15 protein-coding genes are annotated in these 18,402 nt (G+C 56.4%); all 15 read right to left on the minus strand.

Annotation, left to right across the window (positions count from 1 at the left end):
- Window positions 1-166: 166 nt before the first annotated feature.
- Window positions 167-1,315 carry an MFS transporter gene (locus ACSZO1_RS11735; RefSeq protein WP_437612713.1) on the minus strand — a complete coding sequence of 383 codons (1,149 nt, stop codon included), beginning with the start codon at window positions 1,313-1,315 and terminating at the stop codon, window positions 167-169.
- The gene (locus ACSZO1_RS11740) at window positions 1,305-2,660 is read right to left on the minus strand and encodes an HdeD family acid-resistance protein (RefSeq protein WP_437612715.1); all 1,356 of its coding nucleotides are present in this window, start codon (window positions 2,658-2,660) and stop codon (window positions 1,305-1,307) included. The genes ACSZO1_RS11735 and ACSZO1_RS11740 overlap by 11 nt, the downstream gene beginning before the upstream one ends.
- Window positions 2,661-2,812: 152 nt before the next feature.
- Window positions 2,813-4,270, minus strand: a complete 1,458-nt coding sequence (gene nuoN, locus ACSZO1_RS11745; protein ID WP_437612717.1) for an NADH-quinone oxidoreductase subunit NuoN — start codon at window positions 4,268-4,270, stop codon at window positions 2,813-2,815.
- 6 nt (window positions 4,271-4,276) lie between these two features.
- A complete protein-coding gene (gene nuoM / locus ACSZO1_RS11750) occupies window positions 4,277-5,797 on the minus strand; it encodes an NADH-quinone oxidoreductase subunit M (protein ID WP_437612719.1) in 1,521 nt (506 codons plus the stop codon).
- 217 nt (window positions 5,798-6,014) lie between these two features.
- Entirely contained in the window at window positions 6,015-7,853 is a 1,839-nt protein-coding gene (gene nuoL / locus ACSZO1_RS11755) for an NADH-quinone oxidoreductase subunit L (RefSeq protein ID WP_437612721.1), read from the minus strand.
- Complete coding sequence (nuoK, locus tag ACSZO1_RS11760; protein ID WP_437612723.1) at window positions 7,850-8,152, minus strand: NADH-quinone oxidoreductase subunit NuoK; 303 nt, start codon at window positions 8,150-8,152, stop codon at window positions 7,850-7,852. The genes nuoL and nuoK overlap by 4 nt, the downstream gene beginning before the upstream one ends.
- Window positions 8,149-8,703, minus strand: coding sequence for an NADH-quinone oxidoreductase subunit J (gene nuoJ, locus ACSZO1_RS11765; RefSeq protein WP_437612725.1), 555 nt, complete (start codon window positions 8,701-8,703; stop codon window positions 8,149-8,151). The genes nuoK and nuoJ overlap by 4 nt, the downstream gene beginning before the upstream one ends.
- A 10-nt stretch (window positions 8,704-8,713) precedes the next feature.
- A complete protein-coding gene (gene nuoI / locus ACSZO1_RS11770) occupies window positions 8,714-9,256 on the minus strand; it encodes an NADH-quinone oxidoreductase subunit NuoI (protein ID WP_437612726.1) in 543 nt (180 codons plus the stop codon).
- A 13-nt stretch (window positions 9,257-9,269) separates the two neighbouring features.
- A complete protein-coding gene (nuoH, locus tag ACSZO1_RS11775; protein ID WP_437612728.1) occupies window positions 9,270-10,247 on the minus strand; it encodes an NADH-quinone oxidoreductase subunit NuoH in 978 nt (325 codons plus the stop codon).
- Window positions 10,244-12,970 carry an NADH-quinone oxidoreductase subunit NuoG gene (gene nuoG, locus ACSZO1_RS11780; RefSeq protein ID WP_437612730.1) on the minus strand — a complete coding sequence of 909 codons (2,727 nt, stop codon included), beginning with the start codon at window positions 12,968-12,970 and terminating at the stop codon, window positions 10,244-10,246. The genes nuoH and nuoG overlap by 4 nt, the downstream gene beginning before the upstream one ends.
- 221 nt (window positions 12,971-13,191) lie before the next feature.
- Window positions 13,192-14,532, minus strand: coding sequence for an NADH-quinone oxidoreductase subunit NuoF (gene nuoF, locus ACSZO1_RS11785; protein ID WP_437612732.1), 1,341 nt, complete (start codon window positions 14,530-14,532; stop codon window positions 13,192-13,194).
- On the minus strand, window positions 14,529-15,044 hold the full coding sequence (nuoE, locus tag ACSZO1_RS11790; protein WP_437612734.1) for an NADH-quinone oxidoreductase subunit NuoE: 516 nt from the start codon (window positions 15,042-15,044) through the stop codon (window positions 14,529-14,531). Before nuoE ends, nuoF begins: the two co-directional genes overlap by 4 nt.
- Before the next feature lie 2 nt (window positions 15,045-15,046).
- Window positions 15,047-16,846 carry an NADH-quinone oxidoreductase subunit C/D gene (nuoC, locus tag ACSZO1_RS11795; protein ID WP_437612736.1) on the minus strand — a complete coding sequence of 600 codons (1,800 nt, stop codon included), beginning with the start codon at window positions 16,844-16,846 and terminating at the stop codon, window positions 15,047-15,049.
- Between the two features lie 117 nt (window positions 16,847-16,963).
- Window positions 16,964-17,638 (minus strand): NuoB/complex I 20 kDa subunit family protein, encoded by a 675-nt coding sequence (locus ACSZO1_RS11800; RefSeq protein ID WP_437612738.1) that lies wholly within the window; start codon window positions 17,636-17,638, stop codon window positions 16,964-16,966.
- A gap of 15 nt (window positions 17,639-17,653) precedes the next feature.
- Window positions 17,654-18,091, minus strand: a complete 438-nt coding sequence (locus ACSZO1_RS11805) for an NADH-quinone oxidoreductase subunit A (RefSeq protein WP_437612740.1) — start codon at window positions 18,089-18,091, stop codon at window positions 17,654-17,656.
- Window positions 18,092-18,402 lie beyond the last annotated feature (311 nt).

Raw genomic sequence — 18,402 nt, forward strand, 5'->3', positions numbered from 1 at the left:
GCAGGATAGCTTATCGGTAGCTAACCGTCCCTCCATCCACATGACCAAGCGTTGCACTTATTATCTGAATTCGCGTACATCCTGCCATATCAGGTCCATTTCGCCGCCCCCAGAGTTGAATCATCGCGGATACTATACCGCGTTCTGCGCTAAAAGCCTGTACCCGTTACACCTTATCAGGCGCTGAAACCATGGCAAATAGGCTGAATAACCCGCACAGCAGGGCAGCCAGCAGCGGTAAACCATGCATCGTGAGTGACATCGCCATCCCACCCAGCATCGGCCCCAGCAGCGCCCCCGCTCCCCAGCCCACCGACAGAATGGCGTAAGCGCCAGCCAGCTCGGCACCACGAAAATGCTGACCAATTAGCGTCATCACCACCGTATAAATGCCAACAAACACACCCCCCCAGATAAACAACAGTGCGCGCGCCAGCCACAGCTGCTGCAGCGCCAGCCACAGCTGCTGCAGCGCCAGCGGCCACACCAGCGCCCCCAGCGTCGATAATACCGCCAGCATGACAACCAGCCTGCGCCGGTTAAGACGGTCCGCCAGCCAGCCCACCGGTAACTGCAACACAATCGCCCCCAGCAGCAAAATCGCAATCAGCGATGTGGCATCCGCTTCACGCCAGCCAAGGCTGATGGCATACAGTGGCAACAGATTCATCCCGGCACACTCCAGCGCAGCATTCAGCACGGTTGCTGCCAGCGCCAGCGGCATCAGTTGCAGCCATGCCAGCCATGAACGGTTCACCTGCGCGTCATCCACCATCGCACTGAGACGGGTTGCCAGTATCAGCAGCGCAGCCAGCAACGTTATCACCCCGCCGAGGACAAAAGTCCGCTCGCCAGTGCCACGCCAGCTCAGGATCAGCGGTCCCAGTGCAAATCCCAGCGACAACATCGCGGTATAGAGCGCCAGATTTTTTGCCCGATGCGCTTCCTGCGTCGCATGATTCAGCCAGGTTTCTGTGACCACCAGCATCACCTCCGACGCCATACCGAGCAGCAGGCGCAGCAAAAACCAGCTGGCAACCGGCGTCCAGGGAAACAGCATCAGCAATACTGCGCTGGCCACGAGCGCGCACAGCATCAGCGCACGTGGGGAAAAACGGCGACACAGCCAGGGCAATGCCGGTGCAATCACCAGTACCCCCAGAGCATGCATTGCCGCATTGACGCCAATAAAGGCCTCGCTGTAACCACGGCGATCCAGTGTCAGGGCAATCAGCGGCGCACTCAGCCCGTAGGTCAAACCAAAAATGGTGACGGTCGCAATCACCGCGATTTTCGCGCGCCATTCAGCGCTCACTGGCGCTATCCTCTGTCGGTGGTTTTGCTGCCCGTTTCAGCACGATGCGTCGCATCGCCAGCGCGTTTTGCAGCCGCTTGTGCCAGGCGCGGCTGTAACCAGGTTCGACCACCGCTTTCAGCAGACGGACATAATCCAGCGCCAGACCGGGCGTCCAGGTCATCTCTTCCGCCCGCCCGCGCACCAGCCCCAGCAGCCAGAAATTAGGATCAAAAAACAGCCGCACCGCCGGTAAGAAAAGATGCCCCATCGCCCCTTCGATCGCCACATCCAGCGCCTGGATCACGGTTGATGAGCAGTTGCGTGACGTCAGGTTATAGGTGTTATCGGCAGAGTACATCTGCCAGAAGTGATGCAGAGCCTGCGCGTTATAGCGGGTGAACTGCACCTGCTGGTCCGGCGCACACCAGTCGGCAATCTCCTCCTCCAGCGAATGGAGAAAACGCCCGGCCATATCATTCTCCTCACCGGAACGCAGCATGGCGCGGAAATCACGGCTGTCACGGTCAATATCCTCCTGCGGATACTGGCTGATATAGAGATCAGGTAGCAGCTGCAATGAGATATGTCCGGTGGAGATAACACCATTGTGATCCACGGCGGCAATATAGCGATCAATCACCCGACGGCGCTCAATGACCGTCGCCGAGCCCAGCGGCGTCCAGACAAAAACGGTCAGCGCCAGCAGCTGTCTCTGCGGTGGGAAAGGAGGATGCAGGTAGTTTGCGCCGTGCCAGCGACGTAAACCGCGGCGGGTAAACAACGGCAGCGACATCACCGAAGTATTTTCCGGTAGCAGCAAAATCTGGCGCGCCATCAGGATGAGTGAGACGCCCGAGCTGAGTAACAGCAAAGAGAAACACAGCGGCACGGTAATATGGTGATGGAACGGCCAGTTGCTGAAAATCAGCATACTGAGTGCAATCTCTGTCACGCCAACAATCACCTCCCGCCGCCATTTCACCGTGCGCAGCACGGCAGCAGAGGCGATACGGAACAGCCCATCGCCCAGAAATACGAGGCCAAACAGCAGTGAGGCAAAAATATTGTTATCCCATGGCAGGTCAAACACCAGGAAAGCGATCAGCAAAAAGCTTCCCCCTTTCCAGACCCCTGGCCAGTACACCCGGATATCCATGATCAGCGCGGCGGCAATCTCCACCACGCCTTCAACAATCAGCAGCAGCGCCAGCACATCAAGCGGGACGGAAAGGCGTCCGTCGGCAGCAATATCGCACAGAACAGCCGCCCCCACGATAACCCAGCACAGACCGAATAACGCCATCAGCACCCAGCGGGACTTAAGCACATGCGCACCGACGAGCAGAAAAATTAATCTAATCACGTCGCGTCTCCGGCAACCCATCGAATGATTTTCACACTAGCAATAAGCCAGTAACGGGAAAGAGAGCAGGCGCAAAAAATGTGCATAAGTGAAATTTTCAGCAAAAAAAATCAGGCCACGAAGGCCTGATTTTCTCTTCCAGCGTCTAACCGTTACATCAACGGCTGCGCAAGTTGTACCAGATGAATCAGCGGTTGTGGATAGAGACCGAGCAGCAGCACCAGAATCGCTGAAATCAGCACCACCACACCACCGGCAGTGAATGCCCAGTTGGCCGGTGTATCGCGCTGCAGCAGTTCTGGCGGGCTGAGGTACAGGCTGACCGCCACACGCAGGTAATAGTAGATACCAATCGCACTGCCCAGCACCACGGCAGCCGTCAGCCACCACAGATGCGCGTTAACACCCACGGCGATCACATAGAACTTACCAATAAAGCCCAGCGTCATTGGGATACCGGCCAGTGACAGCATCATCACCGTCATTACCGCCGAGAGAATCGGACGGTGCCAGAACAGGCCGCGATATGAGTACAGGGTATCCGCATCCGGACCACGGTACGGGCTGGACATCAGGCTCACTACACCAAAGGCGCCAAGGCTGCTGAACAGGTAACCGGCCAGGTAAACCCCTACCGCTTCCAGCGACAGCTGATGAGTCTGTACCGCAATCAGCGCTACCAGCAGGTAACCGAGGTGGGCGATAGAGGAGTAACCCAGCAGACGCTTGATATTGCTCTGCGAAATCGCCATCAGGTTACCGAACAGAATCGACGCGAAGGCGATCAACGCCAGCACGGTACGCACGGCTTCGCTGTCGGTGACCGGTGCATACATAAACAGGCGCATCACCACGCCAAAGATGGCGATTTTACTGGCGGTGGCAAGGAACGATGAAACCGGCGCTGGCGCGCCCTGATAAACGTCCGGCGTCCACAGATGGAATGGCACCAGCGACAGTTTAAAGCCGAGGCCAACAATCATCAGACCCAGTCCCACCAGCAGAAGTGGCTGGTGCAGCATGTTGTCGCTCAGGCTTTTACCCAGTGCGACAAAGCTCAGGTTACCGGAATCGGCATACACCAGCGCCATACCAAACAGCAGGAACGAGGACGCCGCGGCCGACAGAATAGTGTATTTGATCGCCGCTTCCAGCGAACGTTTCTGGCGGAAAGCATAACCCACGAGGCCAAACAGCGGCAGCGAGATCAGCTCAATACCAATAAACAGTGACGCCAGATGGTTCGCACTGGCCAGCACAATGCCGCCCAGAGCCGCAATCATCACCAGCAGGTAGAACTCTTCGCGGTTATCGGTATACCCCTGCAGCCATGGATAGGCGAAGGTACAGGTTGCCAGACTGGCCATCAGTACCAGCGCGGTATACAGAATGGCGTAACCATCCACACGCAGCAGTGGCGTGACATCATTCACACCCGCGTTAGCGGCAAAGAACAGTGACAGTAGCGCAATATTCAGACCGACCACCGTCAGCGTAGCGTTGACAAAGTGGTTGCGTCGCCACGCAACGGACAGCATCACAACCACCACCGTCAATCCGACGATCAACAGCGGTAGCAGCGCGATCAAATGTTGAGGAGTTATTGTCATGGCGAATTACGGCCTTGTAGTTGAAATTGAAGCGGTAAACCACTGCTGAATATTGCTCATCGCAGCATGTGAGGTGTCCAGGATCGGTTGCGGGTAAACCCCCAGCAACACCAGCAGAACCACCAGCACCATAATCATCAGGAATTCGCGCGGGTTCATTCCCGGTAACGGTTCATCAGACTTTGGCGCACCGTACCAGGCACGCTGCATCATGATCAGTGAGTAGACCGAGGCAAACACCAGACCAAAAGTACCGATGACAATAATCACTGGCGCGACCTGGAAGCTGCCGACCAGAATCATAAACTCACCGACGAAGTTACCGGTGCCCGGCATCCCAAGGTTCGCCACCGCAAAGAACAGCGACAGACCCGGCAGCCATTTGATACGGCCCCACAGGCCACCCATCTGGCGCATATCACGGGTATGCATACGCTCATACAGCTGGCCACTGATAATAAACAGCGCCGCTGCCGACAGGCCGTGAGCAATCATCTGCACCACTGCGCCCTGGAACGCCAGCTGGCTGCCGGTATAGATAGCAATCAGCACGAAGCCCATATGGGAAATCGAGGTGTATGCAATCAGGCGTTTGATGTCGTACTGACTGAACGCCATCCATGCGCCGTAGAAGATACCGATAATCCCCAGCCACATCGCAATCGGTGCGAACTCGGCGGAGGCATTCGGGAACAGCGGCAGGCTGAAGCGCAGCAGACCGTAGGCCGCCGTTTTCAACAGGATGCCCGCGAGATCCACAGAACCGGCAGTCGGTGCCTGACTGTGTGCGTCCGGCAGCCAGCCATGCAGTGGTACGACCGGCATTTTTACCGCGAAAGCGATAAAGAAGCCAAGCATCAGCAGGTATTCCACGCCGTGCGACATCGGGGTTTTCAGCAGCACTTCATAGTTGAAGCTCCACACGCCGGTCGCGCTGTAGTGCACGAAGACCAGCCCCAGAATGGCAATCAGCATCACCAGACCACTGGCCTGGGTGTAGATAAAGAATTTGGTAGCGGCGGTGATACGGGTTTTACCGTCGGACGCCTTATGACCCCAGAGCGCGATCAGGAAGTACATCGGCACCAGCATCATTTCCCAGAAGAAGAAGAACAGGAACATGTCGATGGCCAGGAACACGCCGATGACGCCACCCAGGATCCACATCAGGTTAAGGTAGAAAAAGCCCTGATATTTCTCGATTTCCTTCCAGGAACAGAGTACCGCCATCACACCCAGCAGGCCAGTCAGCACCACCATCAGCAACGACAGGCCGTCGAGCGCCAGATGGAAGTTGATGCCAAAGCGCGGGATCCACGGCACGGAGAACGTGGACTGCCATTGCGGCAGGCCAGCAGCCTGCGACAACGAAAAGTCACCCTGCAACCAGAGTTGCAGTGATAACACCAGCGTCAGCCCCATGGTGATCAGCGCGATCCAGCGCGGCACTCGGGTGCCAAAACGCTCAAACTGCCAACACAACAAGCCACCAACAAAGGGTATCAAAATAAGCCAAGGCAATAACATGGCGGGGTTTCCCTTCTTTATTAGCCCGTTTGGGCTATCTTACTCACGAGTTTGCTTCCCGGCAGTGCTCGCAATCCTCACATACTAAAGTATGCTCCGGTTGCTGTGCGCTGGCGGTAACCAAACTCGCTTCGCCGATAACGCCCATTTATACGGGGGTATATTTTCAAAATTCTTTTGCCTGGGTGACGACTCTGCATCACCCCGCTCTCACACCTTAAATCACCACCAGCAGCGCCAGTACCACCACGGCACCGATGCTCATTGAGGCGACATACCAGCGTACATAACCGTTTTCGCTGACCACCAGCCCTTTATTGGCAAAGCGCGACAGCACAGCCGGGATGTTCATCAGACCGTTCAGCGGATCGCGTTTCAGCAGCCACGCAACACCGAGATACGGTTTAACAAACACCTTGTCGTACAGCCAGTCGAAGCCCCAGGCAGCGAACCACCAGGTGCTGAAGAAGCGTCCCACCGGGCTGCTGGCGATGCTGCTGACCAGCGTGCGTTTGCCCAGCCACAGTGCAGCGGCCAGCAGGATCCCGGCAACCGCCACCACGCCAGAGGCGATTTCCAGCGTCAGCACGCTGCCGTGCTCCAGCTCGGTGGTGTCCGGTAATACGCCCTGCAATGGTGGCACAATAAGTGCACCAATAAAGGTGGAGAGGATCAGCAGAACAATCAGTGGCAGATGGTGCGTAATGCCTTTACCGGCATGGGCATGAATTTTCTCTTCACCGTGGAAGGTGATAAAGATCATGCGGAAGGTATACAGCGAGGTCATAAACGCGCCCGCCAGGCCCGCTACCATCAGATTGATATGGCCGTTCGCCCAGGCACCCGCCAGGATTTCGTCCTTACTGAAGAAGCCTGCGGTAATCAGTGGCAATGCCGCCAGCGCCGCGCCGCCCACCAGGAAGCAGACATACACCAGCGGAATACTCTTGCGCAGGCCGCCCATTTTGAAAATGTTCTGCTCATGGTGGCAGGCAAGGATCACCGAACCGGATGAGAGGAACAGCAGGGCTTTAAAGAACGCATGGGTCATTAAGTGGAAAATGGCCGCATCCCATGCCTGGACACCCAGCGCGAGGAACATATAGCCAATCTGACTCATCGTCGAATAAGCCAGTACACGTTTGATATCGGTCTGCACCAGTGCGGCAAAGCCCGCCAGTACCAGCGTCACCGCACCAACAATACCCACCAGATGCAGGATTTCCGGCGTCAGCAGGAACAGGCCATGGGTACGGGCAATCAGATACACGCCCGCGGTCACCATGGTCGCGGCGTGGATCAGTGCGGAGACCGGGGTTGGACCCGCCATCGCATCCGCCAGCCAGGTCTGCAACGGCAGCTGCGCCGATTTACCGACCGCACCACCCAGCAGCATCAGCGTCGCCCATTGCAGCATATGGTTGTCAGCAGCAAAGTGCGCAGGTGCCAGTTCCACCATCTCGCGGAAGTTCAGTGTGCCCAGTTCCTGATAAAGAATAAACAGAGCAAACGCGAGGAACACGTCGCCGACACGGGTGATGATAAAGGCCTTCATCGCCGCCGCGCCGTTGTTCGGGTTGGTGTAGTAGAAACCGATCAGCAGATAAGAGCAGAGCCCCACCCCTTCCCAGCCGAGGTACATCAGCAACAGGTTATCCGCCAGCACCAGAACCACCATACTGGCGATAAACAGGTTGGTATAAGCAAAGAAGCGCGAATAGCCCTCCTCCCCGCGCATATACCAGCTGGCAAACATATGGATAAAGAAGCCGACGCCAGTCACCACAGACAGCATGGTCAGTGACAGGCCATCAAGCGTCAGATTCACGCCGATATTGAAGTTACCGACGCTCATCCAGGTCCACAGCGCCTGAACAAACGGCTGCTGGCCGTGATTAAAGAAGTCCACGCCAGCGAAAATCGTCACCAGCGCAGCCAGACCGACCGACCCCATACCAATCGCCGCAGAGAGATTCTCTGACCAGCGACCACGGGAAAATGCCAACAGCAGGAAGCCAATCAGCGGGAACAGAATAGTTAAGTAGAGAAGGTTCATCCGCGCATCTCGCTTACTGTGTCAATGTTCAGCGTCTGACGACGACGATGGAGCTGCAGTAACAATGCCAGACCAATACTGGCCTCTGCCGCCGCGAGGCTGATCGCCAGGATATACATCACCTGACCATCGGCCTGTCCCCAATAGCTTCCCGCCACCACAAACGCCAGCGCTGCGGCGTTAATCATGATTTCGAGGCCAATTAACATAAACAACAGGTTGCGACGCATCACCAGCGCGGTCAGTCCGAGAACGAACAGGATCGCCGCCAGAATAAGTCCATGTTGCAGAGGGATCATGCTTGTTCCTCCTGATTTCTCTGTGCGCTATCGCCCGGACGGTTGCTCAGCACCTCACCGCGACGATCTTCACGTCCGACGTGGAACGCCACCACCAGACCCGCCAGCAGCAGCATTGATGCCAGTTCGACCGCCAGTACGTAAGGACCAAACAGCGCAATACCTACCGCTTTCGCATCAATCATGGTGCCATCGATGCCCTGATCGTTAACTGTGCTGATGGCATACACCAGTACCGCCAGCAGCAGCGCGGCGACCAGACCCGGGCCAATCCACAGTGAAGGCTGCAGCCATTTCCGCTCCTGCTCCTGCACCGCTTTGCCGAGGTTCAGCATCATCACCACGAACACGAACAGCACCATAATCGCGCCAGCATAGACAATAATCTCCAGCGCCCCGGCGAAGTACGCGCCGAGCGAGAAGAACACGCCAGCAATCGCCAGCAGCGAGATAATCAGGTACAGCAACGCATGTACCGGATTGGTGTGGGTGATGACGCGCAACGTCGTCAGCACCGCCACCAGTCCACAAATATAAAATGCAAATTCCATGCCTGGCTCCTTAAGGTAACAAGCCTTTGACGTCGATAGGTTTGGCTTCGTTTTCCGCGTCGCCTTTGTCTTTCCCTTCGATCGCCATGCCCGCCATGCGGTAGAAGTTATATTCCGGATATTTACCCGGCCCTGAAATCAACAGGTCTTCTTTCTCATACACCAGATCCTGACGCTTAAACTCACCCAGTTCGAAATCCGGGGTCAGCTGAATCGCGGTGGTCGGGCAGGCTTCTTCACACAGGCCACAGAAAATGCAGCGCGAGAAGTTGATACGGAAGAATTCCGGATACCAGCGGCCATCGGTCATTTCGGCTTTCTGCAGCGAGATACAGCCCACCGGACAGGCGACCGCACACAGGTTACAGGCCACACAACGCTCCTGGCCGTCAGGATCGCGCGTCAGCACGATACGGCCACGGTAACGCGGCGGCAGATAAACCGGCTCTTCCGGATACATCTGCGTTTCACGTTTGGCAAACGCATGCATCCCGATCATCCAGATGCTGCGTACCTGGGTCGCAAAACCAACCACTATTTCTTTTAATGTCATGGTTATTAACCCCTTACTGCGCGTTGTACAGAATCACTGCGGCGGTCGCCAGCAGGTTCAGCAGCGTCAACGGCAGGCACACTTTCCAGCCAAAAGACATCACCTGGTCGTAGCGCGGACGCGGCAGCGCAGCACGAATCAGAATAAACATCATCATGAAGAAGGCGGTCTTCAGCGCAAACCAGATAACCGGTGGCAGCCACGGGCCGTGCCAGCCACCGAAGAACAGCGTCACAATCAGTGCTGACACGGTGACGATACCGATATATTCACCGACAAAGAACAGACCGAACTTCATGCCGGAATATTCGATGTGGTAACCATCGGCCAGTTCCTGTTCGGCTTCCGGCTGGTCAAACGGATGGCGGTGACACACTGCCACACCGGCGATCGCAAAGGTCACGAAGCCGAAGAACTGCGGGATGATATTCCACAGATTCGCCTGGTTGTTGACGATGTCATTCATATTGAACGACTCCGCCTGCGCCACCACGCCCATCAGCGACAGGCCGAGAAACACTTCGTAGCTCAGCGTCTGCGCCGAGGCGCGCATCGCACCCAGCAGGGAGTATTTGTTGTTGCTCGACCAGCCAGCAAACAGCACGGCGTACACCGCCAGGCCGGCCATCATCAGGAAGAACAGCAAACCGATATTGAGGTTCGAGACCGACCAGGTCGGGCTGACTGGCACAATGGCGAAGGCCAGCAGCAGCGAACAGAAGGCAATCATCGGCGCCAGTGTGAAGATCACCCGGTCGGTAAACGGCGGGATCCAGTCCTCTTTAAAGAACATCTTCAGCATATCGGCGACCAGCTGCAGCGAGCCCCCCCAGCCGACACGGTTAGGTCCGTAACGGTTCTGGAACAGACCGAGCAGGCGGCGTTCGCCGAAGCTCATAAAGGCGCCACAGATCACCACCACCAGCAGAATGACCACGGCTTTGATGACTGCCAGCAGAATGTCGATCAGTTCCGGTGTTAACCAGCTCATTGCGCTGCCTCCTGCAGATTGTCAATATTCGCGCCGGAAAGGTACGGCGGAATACCCGGCATACCGATGGGTAAGCCCACCTGCCCTGCCTGTAAGGTGCTGGAGAAACGAACCGGCAGACGCAGCGTCTGACCGGCACAGCTGAACTCGACGGCAGCACCCGCGTTCACCCCAAGGCGGGCGGCATCGTCCGGATTTACCATCACATACGGCTGTGGCATACGCTGCTGGATCACTGCAGAACGCTGCGTCATCTCTTCGCTACCAAACAGGTGGTAGTAAGGCGCGACACGCCACTGGTTATCACTGCCGCTAAAGGCGGCCGGGACATGGTCAAACCATGGCAGCTGACCTTCTCCGGCTTCGAACAGACGTACACCCGGGTCACCGTGACGCAGCTTGCCACCCACTTCCGCCTGGAACTTGTTCCATGCCTGCGGTGAGTTCCAGCCTGGCGCCCAGGCGAACGGAATCTGCTGACGGTCGGCCAGCGGGTTGTTGTTCCCTTCCATGGAGAAGCTGAACATGGTGTCTTTATCCTGCGGCTGACGCGGTTCATGCACGCTGATATTGGCGCGCATCGCGGTACGGCCACTGGAACGGTGCGGAGAACGCGCCAGTTTCTGACCACGAATACGGAAGCTGGCATCAGGTGCCGCCTCTTTAATTGCGGCCAGTTGTGGCAGGGCGACCGCCGTGGCGTCAATCACATGATCCAGCAGTGTCCAGTCAATGGTGCGACTTTCCACCGTGGTGTGCAGCGCATGCAGCCAGCGCCAGCTTTCCAGCATTTCCACACTGGTGTCGTAATAGGCCGGATCGTAAACCTGGAAGAAACGCTGCGCGCGGCCTTCCTGGTTGACAACGGTGCCGTCGCTTTCAGCAAAGCTGGCAGCGGAGAGGACCAAACCGGCTTTATCCAGCGTAGCGGTACGCTGATGATCGATAACAATCACGTTCGGTGTATTGTGCAGTGCAGCATCGACCTGCGCCGCGGGTGCCTGGCGATAGAGATCGTTTTCCAGCACCACCACCGCATCCGCAGCACCGCTGGCTAATTCTTCCAGCGCGGCATCAAGCGTATTGCCACCGATCATGCTGAGACCGACGCTGTTGGTCGCGCCCGCCAGCAACGTGATACCGACATCTGAGCCACGCCCTTTCAGCGCTTTCGCCACGTTAGCGGCCGCTTCAATCATCGCCTGGCTGCCAGAGTGGGTGCCGGAGATAATCAGCGGTTTCTTCGCACCGGCCAAGGCCTGCACGATGACATCGATTTTACCCGCCATGTCGCGGCTGATTTCACCGACGGCCGGAGCACTGTTATCCAGTGCATGGGCGATGGCAAAACCAAAACGCGCCTGGTCTTCGACTGGCGCACGGTAGCTCCAGGCGGCGATATCATCGAGACGGGTTTCATCAACGTTGGTCACAAACAGCGGATGTTTGGCGTTCTGGCCGATATTCAGGATGGCCGCGATCTGCCAGTCAGCGACTTTCTGCGCCGCTGCCATTTCACGCGCCTTGCCTTTCACCGCCTGACGTACCGCCAGCGCCACGCGCGCGCCGGTCTGGGTTAAATCTTCACCCAGCACCAGTACCGCATCGTAGCTCTCAATTTCGCGCAACGCCGGGGTACGGATACCACCTTCGCGCAGCACTTTCAGCATCAGTTGCAGACGCGCCTGCTCACCCGCCGGGATACCCGTAGAGAAGTTTTCCGCGCCCACCAGCTCGCGCAGCGCAAAGTTGCTCTCGACGCTGGCGCGTGGTGAGCCAATACCGATCACTTTCTTCGCCTGGCGCAGCACATCGGCTGCGCTCTGCAGAGCCTGATCGGCATTGAGCGTTACCCAGTCATCGCCACGGCGCTGCTGTGGTTTGCGCGGACGATCTTTCAGGTTGACGTAGCCATAGCCAAAACGACCACGGTCGCAGAGGAAGTAGTGGTTGACCGTACCGTTATAACGGTTTTCGACCCGACGCAGTTCGCCGTAACGTTCACCCGGGCTGGTGTTACAGCCGACGCTGCACTGCTGGCAGATGCTCGGGGCAAACTGCATATCCCATTTACGGTTGTAGCGTTCGGAGTGGGTTTTATCGGTAAACACGCCGGTCGGGCAGATTTCCACCAGGTTGCCGGAGAATTCGCTTTCCAGCACACCATCTTCCGGGCGACCGAAGTAGACGTTGTCATGCGCGCCATAGACGCCCAGATCTTTGCCGTCGGCATAATCTTTGTAGTAACGCACGCAGCGGTAACAGGCGATACAGCGGTTCATTTCGTGAGAAATAAACGGTCCGAGATCCTGATTACGGTGGGTACGTTTGGTGAAGCGGTAGCGACGGAAGCTGTGGCCGGTCATCACCGTCATATCCTGCAGATGACAGTTACCGCCCTCTTCACACACCGGACAGTCGTGCGGGTGGTTGGTCATCAGCCACTCCACCACGCTTTCGCGGAACTCTTTCGCTTCACCGTCATCAATCGAGATAAAGGTGCCGTCAGACGCCGGAGTCATACACGACATGACCAGACGACCGCGGGTGTCTTCGGCATTTTGGAATTGCTTCACCGCACACTGGCGGCAAGCCCCAACGCTGCCCAGCGCCGGGTGCCAGCAAAAATAAGGAATATCAAGGCCGAGCGACAGACATGCCTGCAGCAGGTTATCTGCGCCATCGACTTCATATTCTTTACCGTCTACATGAATTGTAGCCATATGAACATGCTTCCGTAAGGCCTGGTTACCCAGGCGTTAAACACAATTCTGAAATACCCTTCTTACTTGCCGCTACAGCGGCGTTGGCTGCGTTCTCTCACCCCAGTCACTTACTGATGTAAGCTCCAGGGGATTCGCTCTCTTGCCGCCTTGCTGTAACGCCAACTAATCGGGTATTTATCTGCCGGGCGGCATTTTCGCCGCCACAACGAGCTGCTTTTTTACCAACGCGCTTTCAGCAGGTTTGGCTGGATACCGTTAATCAAACGGGCGTTACCGAACACCTGCGGCACGATGCCAGCTTCAAATTCTTCGCGGAAATATTTTATGGCGCTCTGCAGTGGCTCTACTGCACCAGGCGCATGGGCGCAAAATGTTTTACCAGGACCAAGCTGACGGCACAGTTGCTGCAGGGTTTCGATATCCCCCGGCTGCCCTTTGCCCTGCTCCAGCGCGCGCAGGATTTTTACGCTCCACGGCAGACCATCACGGCATGGCGTACACCAGCCGCAGGACTCGCGGGCGAAAAACTCTTCCAGATTGCGCACCAGCGACACCATATTGATTTCGTGGTCGACGGCCATTGCCAGCGCGGTGCCGAGACGGCTGCCCGCTTTACCAATGCTGGCGAACTCCATCGGCAGATCAAGGTGCTGCTCGGTCAGGAAGTCAGTCCCGGCACCACCTGGCTGCCAGGCTTTAAACTTCAGACCGTCACGCATGCCACCGGCGTAATCTTCGAGGATCTCGCGTGCGGTGGTGCCAAACGGCAGCTCCCACACTCCCGGATTTTTCACCCGGCCGGAGAAGCCCATCATTTTGGTGCCAGCATCTTCGCTGGTCGAAATGCCCTTGTACCACTCCACGCCGTTGGCAAGAATGGCTGGCACGTTCGACAGGGTTTCGACGTTGTTCACACAGGTCGGCTTGCCCCAGGCACCGGCAGAGGCCGGGAATGGCGGCTTGGAACGCGGGTTGGCGCGGCGGCCTTCCAGCGAGTTAATCAGCGCCGTTTCTTCACCGCAGATATAACGACCTGCGCCGGTATGAACGATAAGTTCGAAGTCAAAACCGGAACCAAGGATGTTTTTCCCCAGCAGCCCGGCTTCGTTAGCTTCCGCAATCGCACGACGCAGGTTCACCGCCGCCTCGATATACTCGCCGCGCAGGAAGATGTAGCCACGGTACGCTTTCAGCGCAAAGGCGCTGATCAGCATGCCTTCCACCAGCTGGTGTGGCATTTGCTCCATCAGCAGGCGGTCTTTATAGGTGCCCGGTTCCATCTCATCGGCGTTACACAGCAGGTAACGGATGTTCATGCTTTCGTCTTTTGGCATCAGGCTCCACTTCAGACCAGTGGAGAAGCCTGCACCACCGCGCCCTTTCAGGCCGGAGTCTTTGACGACATTGACGATTTCTTCCGGCGTCATGCCTTTCAGTGCTTTCTCTGCGCCGGCATAGCCGTTTTTACTGCGATACTCATCCAGGAACACCGGCTGTTTGTCGTCGCGCATACGCCAGGTCAGTGGATGGGTTTCAGCAGTACGAATGATCTGTTTCATTGATACTGCTCCAGTAAGTTGGCGATACCTTCCGGCGTCAGATGCACATGGGTATCTTCGTCGACCATCATGGTTGGGCCTTTGTCACAGTTACCGAGGCAGCAGGTTGGCAGCAGGGTAAAGCGACCGTCAGCCGTGGTCTGACCGGGTTTGATATGCAGCTGATGTTCCAGCGCCGCCTGAATGCCCTGGAAGCCGGTGATATGGCAGACCACGCTGTCGCAGTAGCGAATCACATGACGTCCAACCGGCTGGCGGAAAATCTGGCTGTAGAACGTGGCGACACCTTCCACATCACTGGCAGGAATGCCCAGTACCTCAGCAATGGCGTTAATCGCGCCATCCGGCACCCAGCCACGCTGTTTCTGCACGATCTTCAGCGCTTCAATCGAGGCTGCGCGTGCATCTTCGTAATGATGTTTTTCATGCTCAATCGCGTCACGTTCAGCGGCGCTCAGCACAAAGACCTCACTCGGGTCGATCGTTTCGATCGCAATTTTTTGATCGTGCATAATTAGCGGTCCACGTCTGACATAACAAAATCGATACTACCGAGGTATACGATCAGATCGGATACCAGGCTGCCGCGGATCACTGATGGGATCTGCTGCAGGTGCGGGAAGCTTGGCGTACGCACGCGGGTGCGGTAGCTCATGGTGCTGCCATCACTGGTCAGGTAGTAACTGTTGATCCCTTTCGTCGCCTCGATCATCTGGAATGATTCGTTGGCAGGCATCACCGGTCCCCAGGAAACCTGCAGGAAGTGGGTGATCAGGGTTTCAATGTGCTGCAGGGTGCGCTCTTTCGGTGGCGGCGTGGTCAGCGGGTGGTCAGCTTTGAACGGACCTTCCGGCATGTTTTTGTAGCACTGCTCAAGAATGCGCAGGCTCTGACGCAGCTCTTCCACTTTCAGCATCACGCGGCTGTAACAGTCGCTGACGCCGTCGCCCACAGGCACTTCGAAGTCAAACTGTTCGTAGCCAGAGTACGGACGCCATTTACGCACGTCGAATTCAACGCCGGTCGCGCGCAGGCCAGCACCGGTGGTGCCCCATGCCAGCGCGTCATCACGGCCATACGCGGCCACGCCTTTCGAACGCCCAATCAGGATGGTGTTTTTCAGCGCGGCTTTCACATAGGAATCCAGACGTTTCGGCATCCAGTCGAGGAATTCACGCAGCAGGCGATCCCAGCCTTTCGGCAGATCGTGCGCCACGCCGCCGATGCGGAACCACGCCGGGTGCATACGGAAACCGGTGATCGCTTCCACCAGATCGTAGATTTTCTGACGATCGGTAAAGGCAAAGAACACTGGCGTCATTGCGCCGACGTCCTGGATAAAGGTGGAGATGTACAGCAGATGGCTGTTAATGCGGAACAGCTCGGAGAGCATCACGCGGATCATATCCACGCGCTCCGGCACCTTAATGCCCGCCAGTTTCTCGACCGCCAGCACGTATGGCATCTCATTCACGCAGCCGCCGAGGTATTCAATACGGTCGGTATACGGAATGTAGCTGTGCCAGGACTGACGTTCACCCATCTTCTCAGCGCCGCGGTGGTGGTAACCGATATCCGGCACGCAGTCGACGATCTCTTCGCCGTCCAGCTGCAGAATGATACGGAATGCACCGTGCGCTGACGGGTGGTTTGGCCCGAGGTTGAGGAACATAAAGTCCTCATTGGCGGTGCCGCGCTTCATGCCCCAGTCTTCCGGTCTGAAAGTCAGGGATTCCATCTCCAGATCTTCTTTCTGCTTTGTCAGCTCAAAGGGATCGAATTCGGTGGCGCGCGCCGGGTAATCTTTGCGCAGCGGATGGCCTTCCCAGGTATGCGGCATCATGATGCGCGTCAGGTGCGGGTGGCCATCAAACGTCATACCAAACATTTCCCAGGTTTCACGCTCATACCAGTTGGCATTCGGGAATAACCGGGTGATGGTCGGCAAATGCATGTCGTTTTCAGACAATGCCACCTTGAGCATAATGTCGCGATTGCGTTCAATGGAGATCAGGTGGTAGAAAACGGAAAAGTCCGCGGCAGGCAAGCCTTCGCGGTAGGTGCGCAGACGTTCGTCCATGCCGTGCAGGTCGAACAGCATCACATACGGTTTCGGCAGCTTGCGCAGAAACTCGGCAACTTCCAGTAATTGTTCACGTTTTACCCATACCACCGGTAAGCCGGTGCGGGTCGCCTGAACAGTAAAGGCATCTGGCCCAAAACGATTACGCAGCTCGCCGATCACCGGGTCGTCCAGGTGATCACGGGTTTGCCATGCTGGCTGAGCGAGATCTTGCGTGGTCAAATCTGTCATAAGTATTTCACCATTCTGGCCTGTTACCAGGCGCACAGTGTTGGCGTCAGGATGCGGTTCGCGCGTGGAATATCGCTGTTTTTGTTGCGCGTATCGTCAGGCCGCACCCGTCATTAATTAAATTTCGTCTGGCGTCCGCAGGTTAGTCACGGCGATACGTTCAGCGCGTTTTCTCTCACGCTCTGACTGCATATTGGCGCGATACACACCCTGATCACCCACGACCCAGGAAAGCGGACGGCGCTCTTTACCGATCGATTCCTGCAGCAGCAACAGCGCCTGCATATAAGCTTCCGGACGCGGCGGGCAGCCTGGAATGTAAACATCCACTGGCAGGAATTTATCGACGCCCTGTACCACGGAGTAGATGTCATACATGCCGCCAGAGTTGGCGCAGGCACCCATGGAGATCACCCACTTCGGCTCCAGCATCTGGTCATATAAACGCTGAATAACCGGCGCCATTTTGGTAAATGGCGTACCGGCTACCACCATAAAATCTGCCTGGCGGGGAGAAGCACGAAGTACTTCTGCACCGAAACGCGCCACGTCGTGAACCGCGGTGAACGACGTCACCATCTCCACGTAGCAGCACGAAAGACCGAAGTTATACGGCCAAAGAGAGTTTTTGCGTCCCCAGTTCACCATGTCGTGCAGGGCATGTTCGAGCTTGCCCATGTACACGCTGCGGTGAACATGCTGCTCCAGCGGATCGGTAACGATCTCTTGCTTTTGCAGCGGATAACGGTCGTTCTCACCGTTCGGGTCTATGCGGGTGAGCGTATAGTCCATCTGAATGCCTCGCTGTTACTGCGTATGGTGATTGGTGTGCGTGACCTTATCGGTTTTCACTACCACACGACGACGTGCGGGAGCCCAATCCAGCGCGCCAATACGCACCAGATAAACCAGTCCAGCCAACAGCACCAAAATGAAAATAGCGGCTTCGACAAAGCCGACCCAGCCGCTTTCGCGAATGGATGTCGACCATGCGTATAAGTAGAGGGCTTCGACGTCGAAAATAACGAAGAACATCGCGACCAGATAGAACTTGGCGGAGAGACGCATTTGCGTGCTGCCAACTGAATCGATGCCGGACTCAAAAGGTGTGTTTTTATGCCTTCCGCGCGCCCTTCCGCCTAAAAACCATGCGCCAGCTAACATCAGGCAACACAGACCTAAAGCGATGACCAGAAAAACAGCGAATGCCCAGTGATGAGCGATAACTTCTGTGGTTGTTGACATACTCTTGCTTACTCATCAAAAGTGGCGTTTAGCGTCCTGCTCTAATTAACGGCAGTTAACACACCACATCGATTCAAGGGAAGGATAAAAAACCCTATAATTTTTGCTGTCTTTCAAAAATAAGCAGCAATTTTATGGGGTTTTTTACCCCTTTCTATAACCTTCTGTCAACTTTGACAAAAGTATCTACATGCTATTTTACATTAGCAACATGATATTAACATATATTGCGCGTTTATTGAGCTAAATCGAGTCAGTATACCCCTGATAATGGTAAGTGTAGTCGCAAATCCATAACATGCATCGTCGAT

It is taken from the genome of Erwinia sp. V71 (genome assembly GCF_965644245.1).
Classification (GTDB): domain Bacteria; phylum Pseudomonadota; class Gammaproteobacteria; order Enterobacterales; family Enterobacteriaceae; genus Erwinia.

Bases quoted from the DNA above. Each gene is read 5' to 3' on its own strand.
- nuoC (WP_437612736.1), bottom strand. From the start codon at position 16,846: ATGACAGATTTGACCACGCAAGATCTCGCTCAGCCAGCATGGCAAACC.
- nuoN (WP_437612717.1), bottom strand. From the start codon at position 4,270: ATGACAATAACTCCTCAACATTTGATCGCGCTGCTACCGCTGTTGATC.
- nuoG (WP_437612730.1), bottom strand. From the start codon at position 12,970: ATGGCTACAATTCATGTAGACGGTAAAGAATATGAAGTCGATGGCGCA.
- nuoE (WP_437612734.1), bottom strand. From the start codon at position 15,044: ATGCACGATCAAAAAATTGCGATCGAAACGATCGACCCGAGTGAGGTC.
- ACSZO1_RS11805 (WP_437612740.1), bottom strand. From the start codon at position 18,091: ATGTCAACAACCACAGAAGTTATCGCTCATCACTGGGCATTCGCTGTT.
- nuoI (WP_437612726.1), bottom strand. From the start codon at position 9,256: ATGACATTAAAAGAAATAGTGGTTGGTTTTGCGACCCAGGTACGCAGC.
- nuoJ (WP_437612725.1), bottom strand. From the start codon at position 8,703: ATGGAATTTGCATTTTATATTTGTGGACTGGTGGCGGTGCTGACGACG.
- nuoK (WP_437612723.1), bottom strand. From the start codon at position 8,152: ATGATCCCTCTGCAACATGGACTTATTCTGGCGGCGATCCTGTTCGTT.
- ACSZO1_RS11800 (WP_437612738.1), bottom strand. From the start codon at position 17,638: ATGGACTATACGCTCACCCGCATAGACCCGAACGGTGAGAACGACCGT.
- nuoL (WP_437612721.1), bottom strand. From the start codon at position 7,853: ATGAACCTTCTCTACTTAACTATTCTGTTCCCGCTGATTGGCTTCCTG.
- nuoH (WP_437612728.1), bottom strand. From the start codon at position 10,247: ATGAGCTGGTTAACACCGGAACTGATCGACATTCTGCTGGCAGTCATC.
- nuoF (WP_437612732.1), bottom strand. From the start codon at position 14,532: ATGAAACAGATCATTCGTACTGCTGAAACCCATCCACTGACCTGGCGT.
- nuoM (WP_437612719.1), bottom strand. From the start codon at position 5,797: ATGTTATTGCCTTGGCTTATTTTGATACCCTTTGTTGGTGGCTTGTTG.